The sequence below is a fragment of the Cyanobium sp. T1B-Tous genome, from assembly GCF_024345475.1.
In the GTDB taxonomy this organism is placed as follows: domain Bacteria; phylum Cyanobacteriota; class Cyanobacteriia; order PCC-6307; family Cyanobiaceae; genus Cyanobium_A.
On record NZ_JAGQBE010000119.1, the window covers coordinates 1 to 5,169 of the forward strand.

At 65.7% G+C, this 5,169-nt stretch carries 6 protein-coding genes; 4 read left to right on the forward strand and 2 right to left on the reverse strand.

The window, feature by feature from the left end; genetic code table 11:
* Window positions 1-318, forward strand: a 318-nt coding sequence (locus KBY71_RS14940) for a hypothetical protein (protein ID WP_254929674.1), incomplete at its 5' end; no start/stop codon positions are given.
* Between the two features lie 116 nt (window positions 319-434).
* On the opposite strand, the gene KBY71_RS14945 is transcribed toward KBY71_RS14940, so the two are convergent.
* Window positions 435-1,430, reverse strand: coding sequence for a DUF2887 domain-containing protein (locus KBY71_RS14945; protein ID WP_254929675.1), 996 nt, complete (start codon window positions 1,428-1,430; stop codon window positions 435-437).
* 59 nt (window positions 1,431-1,489) lie between these two features.
* Here KBY71_RS14945 and KBY71_RS14950 point away from each other — a divergent pair, with 59 nt between their 5' ends.
* Window positions 1,490-2,218 carry a hypothetical protein gene (locus KBY71_RS14950; protein ID WP_254929676.1) on the forward strand — a complete coding sequence of 243 codons (729 nt, stop codon included), beginning with the start codon at window positions 1,490-1,492 and terminating at the stop codon, window positions 2,216-2,218.
* A 116-nt stretch (window positions 2,219-2,334) separates the two neighbouring features.
* Here the strand turns inward: KBY71_RS14950 and KBY71_RS14955 are convergent, their stop codons facing one another.
* Complete coding sequence (locus tag KBY71_RS14955) at window positions 2,335-3,222, reverse strand: DUF2887 domain-containing protein (protein ID WP_254929677.1); 888 nt, start codon at window positions 3,220-3,222, stop codon at window positions 2,335-2,337.
* Between the two features lie 348 nt (window positions 3,223-3,570).
* Here KBY71_RS14955 and KBY71_RS14960 point away from each other — a divergent pair, with 348 nt between their 5' ends.
* Together KBY71_RS14960 and KBY71_RS14965 are read left to right on the forward strand one after the other, a co-directional pair.
* Window positions 3,571-4,149, forward strand: a complete 579-nt coding sequence (locus KBY71_RS14960; protein WP_254929678.1) for a hypothetical protein — start codon at window positions 3,571-3,573, stop codon at window positions 4,147-4,149.
* Window positions 4,150-4,351: 202 nt separating this feature from the next.
* Window positions 4,352-4,672 carry a hypothetical protein gene (locus KBY71_RS14965; RefSeq protein ID WP_254929679.1) on the forward strand — a complete coding sequence of 107 codons (321 nt, stop codon included), beginning with the start codon at window positions 4,352-4,354 and terminating at the stop codon, window positions 4,670-4,672.
* Window positions 4,673-5,169: the final 497 nt, after the last annotated feature.

Genomic DNA, 5,169 nt, shown 5'->3' on the forward strand with positions numbered 1-5,169 from the left:
CACACCTTTGTGGCCGAGCACGAACCCCGCTATGTGGAGCAGGCCTTTGCGCTGGTGCTGCAGCACCCGGCCGATCTGGTGCACCTGAGCAAGCCGCGGCTGCCGGCGGTGGTGATCGGCCTGCTCTACAAGCTGCTCTGGTGGACGGCGGTACTGGTGGACATCGACGATGAGGAGCTGTGCTTTGTAGGCGAGCGCCAGCCGATCACGCTCGATGGCCTCAAGCGGCGGTGGATCTGGCCCAGCGGTTTGACGGGGTTACGACGGCCAACGAGCCGCTGCAGGGGCGCTATGGAGGCACGGGAGGATTCGGGGTGACTCCTCTCGCAGCCTCCAGTGTTTGCAGCCTGCCGAGTTAGCCGGGGCCAGAGAAACCAGGGTCTCTCAAGCCCTGCAGGAACCTCACGAACTGCAGCCCCTGCGGAGCTTGAGCCTCAGCCCTTGTGGTCTTCCATCCAAGCCGCCAAGTCTGCTGGGCCGCTAAAGTCGAGCAGCGCCTCGGCTAGGGCCTCCAGCGTCGCCAGCGGCAGGGCCTGTATGCGCTCAGTGGTCGCCTTGGTGAGGGGGCCGTAGCGGCGGTTGAGCTGGCGCAGAGTAACTGTTGCTTCTCCAAGAGCACGGCCACGGGCCTCGCCTTCCTTCCGTCCCTCTTGCCGGCCCAGATCCAGAAGGTCCTGGGCGGCGCGGGTGTGGAGCAACTGGTCTGTGGGAATGCCTGCGATCACCATAATTTCCTCGCGTGTAAGTGTGGGAAACCGCTCCACAAGCATAGGCAGAACGGCTGAAAGCAGATCCGGCCGGCGTTCCAGGATCTGCTGGGTGCTGGCTTGTAACTCCGCTTGAGGCCGCACCGGCAGCGTGAGCAGGGCGAGCAGCGGATCGAGATCGGCCTGCTGGCCCAGCTCCTCGAGGCTGAGCCAGATCACGCCATCAACGAACGCCTGCAGCTGCTGGGCCAGCTGATGTGGGCCGAGCCTGATGCGTTGGTGGGTCACCACCACAACCACCGACAGATGCTGCACCAGGGGATGGAGCTGCAGAAAGCGAGCGGTCTGAGCAAACAACCGATGCTTGAACCCCGCCTTGGCGTGCATCTGCACCTCCAGCAGCACCACCGGCTGCTCCGGCGTGCCCGTTTCTGCAGCGCGTGGCCAGAACGCCCCATCAAGGCGATGGTTGGCCGCTTTGAGCTCCGGCGCGTAAAAGCGGTACAGCGCATCACCCGGTGCATCGGGCCCCAGCGAAGGCGCCGCAGAAGCCCCTTGCGGCAACAGCAAGGCGACCATATCCGGCGCGCTCTGGAACAACCCGTAGAACCAGTGATCGGTTTTCAAACCTGCCCATCCGGCACAGCTCAGCCATCCAACCCAATCACTGCATAGTACGCCTGCACTACTGCGGCCGACTTCCGTGCTTCCACGGATTCGCAAACAACCTCACCCACCAACGGCGGGCACCAGCCCATCCGCATCCGCCATAACCTCACCCCATGCCCGCCAGCGCCCCAGACCCCGCCCCCGCGCCGACCCGCAGCATCTGGATGCGCCAGGGCCGCACCTGCATGGCGGCGCGCGACTGGGCCGGCGCCATCCGCGCCTACGGCCAGGGCCTGCTGGAGCAACCCCTGCTGGGCATGCATTACGCCGCCAACCTCGAGCGAGCCCGCACCCACTACCGACAAGAACGCCGCACCATTAATCAACAAGGCCCGGCCCACACCCAGGTGGTGGTGGCCGCAGCCGAGCTGAGCCACAACGCCGCCGGCCGCGCCTTCACCCTGGCGCAGCAGTATCAACACCTGGGCCATCCGGTGGCGCTGCTGGGCAGCCACTTCCCCCAGTGGGGCCGCGAGCTGTGGGAGCCGATCCGATCCGCTGTGCAAAAAGCCCAGCTGCCGGTGCACATCTCTGTGGCCGAGCACGAACCCCGCTACGTGGAGCAGGCGTTTGAGCTGGTGCTGCAGCACCCAGCCGATCTGGTGCACCTGAGCAAGCCACGGCTGCCGCCAGTGGTGATCGGCCTGCTCTACAAGCTGCTCTGGGGATCGGCGGTGCTGGTGGACATCGACGATGAAGAGCTGTGCAATGCGTGCGAACGCGAGCCGATCACGCTCGATGGCCTCAAGCGGCGGTGGATCTGGCCCAGCGGTTTGACGGGATCACCGTGGCTAACCGGCCGCTGCAGGAGCGCTATGGCGGCACGGGAGGATTCGGGGTGACTCCTCTCGCAGCTGCCAGGGGTTGCAGCCTGCCGAGTGGGCCGGGCCAGTCGCTGCCAGGGGCTCATGAAACCCGCAGGGATCTCACGAATTGCAGCCCTGCGGGAGCAGGAGCTTCAGCTGCCGTGATCTTCCAGCCAGGCCGCTAAGTCTGCTGGCCCGCTGAAGTCGAGCAGCGCCTCGGCCAGGGCTTCCAGCTGCTCCAGCGGGAGTGCCTGGATGCAGGCGCTGGTGGCCTCGCTGAGGGGGCCGCAGCGGCGGCTGAGCAGGCGCAGGGTGACTGTGGCTTCACCGAGGGCACGGCCACGCACCTCTCCTTCCTGCCGGCCCTGCTCAAACCAGTCGCGCACGGCGCGGGTGTGGAGAAGGTCTTTGGCTGGGATACCGAGCAGTTTCATGATCTGAGCTTCTGTTTGGTCTTTGAGCCTTTGAACAACGATAGGCAGAACAGCCGAAAGCAGATCCGGCCGCCGCTCCAGGATCTGCTGAGTGCTGGCTTGTAGCTCAGCCTCAGGCCGCACCGGCAGCGTGAGCAAAGCGAGCATGGGATCAAGATCCTGCTTGCGACTGAGCTCTTCCAGGCTGAGGGTCCGCACCTGCTGCCAGAACTGGGCCAACGGCAGGGGCGGCCGTTCGGTACCCAGGCGCAGACGGCTGTGGGGCATGACCACCACCATGGCCACGTGCTCAACGTGGGGATGTTGCTGGAGAAAGCGAGCTGTTTGAGCAAACAGACGGTGCTGGAAGCCTGAATCACTGAACATCTGCACCTCCAGCAGCACCACCGGCCGATCCGGCGTGCCGGCCTCCCCGCTTCTGGGCCAGAACGCACCGTCGAGCCGATGGTTCGCCGCTTTGAGCTCCGGCGCGTCAAAGCGGTACAGCGCATCACCCGGGGAGTCGGGCCCTAGCGAGGGCGCCGCAGAGGCCCCATGCGGCAGCAGCAACGCGATCAGATCCGGTGCGCTCTGGAACAGCCCATAGAACCAGTGATCGGTTTTCATGCTTCCCCATCCGGCACAGCTCAGCCCTCCAATCCGATCACTGCATAGTACGGCTGCACTACTGCGGCCAGCATCCGTGCTTCCACGGATTCGCGAGCACGCTCGTCTGCCTGCGGCGGGCGCGCCCCTTCAGCCAACCAACACCCAGCGGTGGGCACCGGCCCACCACCTGCACCCCACCCCCAGCCGCCAGAGCCTCACCGCATGCCCGCCAGAGCCCCAGACCCCGCCGCCGCGCCCAACCGCAGCCGCTGGATGCGCCAGGGCCACGAATGCATGGCGTCGCGCGACTGGGCCGGGGCAATCCGCGCCTAGGGCCAGGGGCTGCTGGAGCAACCCCTGCTGGGCATGCACTACGCCGCCAACCTCGAGCGTGCCCGCAGCCACTACCGCCAAGAACGCCGCACCATCAACCACCAAGGCCCAGGCCACACCCAGGTGGTGGTGGCGGTGTCAAGCGACATCCGGAATTGGTCCTCCGGCGACACGAAAACTGGACCAGCGCCGACACCAAAAGTGAGCCATCCGGTGGCGCTGCTGGGCAGCCATTTCCCCCAGTGGGGCCGCGAGCTGTGGCAGCCCATCCAAACAGCGGTAGCTAAAGCCCAGCTGCCGGTACACAGCTTTGTGACCGAGCACGAACCCCGCTACGTGGAGCAGGCCTTTGAGTTGGTGCTGCAGCACCCGGCTGATCTGGTGCACCTGAGCAAGCCGCGGCTGCCGGCGGTGCTGGTGGACATCGACGATGAGGAGCTGTGCAATGCGTGCGAGCGCGAGCCGATCACGCTCGATGGCCTCAAGCGGTTGTGCCACGGCTTGCCGGAAGCGCGCGAGCTGATGGGCCCGCTGTGGACGCGGCTGGCGGTGGGCCTGGCCCAGCGGTTTGCCGGGATCACGGTGGCCAACGGGCCCCTGCAGGCGGGGTGAGTAATCGGCGGTGGACGACAGGTGGAAAATCGGGTGACTCCTCTCGCAGACGCCAGTGGTTGCAGCCTGCCGAGTGGGCCGGGGCCGGCGCTGCCAGGGACTCAAAACCAGCAGGCACCTCACGACTTGCAGCCCAGCTCAGGCCCTAAGTGTTAGGCGGCGGCCTGAGTTCTTCCAGCAAAACCGCCAGGGCTTCACTCAGTTGGAGCCGGTTGCGGGAGGTGTCTGCGAGGAGGAATCGGCATTGAGCAGCAAGGCATCCATTCTGGATTCGAGCGCGGCGAGTCGTTCGTTCTCTTTCCTCAGCTGCTTCGTACGCTTCCTGCTTTCGAGTTCTCTCTGCTCGATGTCGTACACGGGTCGCCAATTGAACATCGCCAACAAGCGCCGCCAGGGCGGCAAGGTGGAGACCCATTCCGACCTGGTCATGGGCCGGGAGTCTGCGGAAGTGGGAGAGCTTGTCATCGCCGTAGTTGGTGGTGAACGAAATCAGCAGCAGCAGGGAACCGGCCACAAGCGTTGACCATCCCTGGACATCCAGCAGCCGGGGCGGCGGGACTGGAGCAGGCCGCTCCGGAAGGCCTTCAACATCTGACATCACCGTAGCCAGGGCGCATCCATCCCGATGAAGCCATGGTACTGCAGTACTAGCTGCGATGGGTGCGTGGTTTCGCGGGTTGAAGCCGAGCGGAAGTGCTGAGCTAACGGCGGGCCTGGTGTGGGAGATGCGTGCAGCGACGCTAACTGGATTCGCGATTTCAGACACCAGATGTGGTGTGGTTTTGGGCTGAAACTAAGAGCGTCGCGGACAGCTTGACCGGGGGCAGAGAGCCACAGCACGGGTGGCCGCTGGACCGCGCTGCTCAGAGCACCTGGGGCGACTCAGGGCTGGTGGCGGGCGCACCCCCTTCAGCCAACCAACACCCAACGTCGGGCACCAGCCCCCCCATCCGCCATAGCCTCACCCCATGCCCGCCAGCGCCCCAGACCCCGCCGCCGCACCCAACCGCAGCCGCTGGA

What these genes read in the sequence shown, in the direction of transcription:
- KBY71_RS14950 (WP_254929676.1), top strand. Translation starts at nt 1,490, where the DNA reads ATGCCCGCCAGCGCCCCAGACCCCGCCCCCGCGCCGACCCGCAGCATC.
- KBY71_RS14955 (WP_254929677.1), bottom strand. Translation starts at nt 3,222, where the DNA reads ATGAAAACCGATCACTGGTTCTATGGGCTGTTCCAGAGCGCACCGGAT.
- KBY71_RS14960 (WP_254929678.1), top strand. Translation starts at nt 3,571, where the DNA reads ATGCACTACGCCGCCAACCTCGAGCGTGCCCGCAGCCACTACCGCCAA.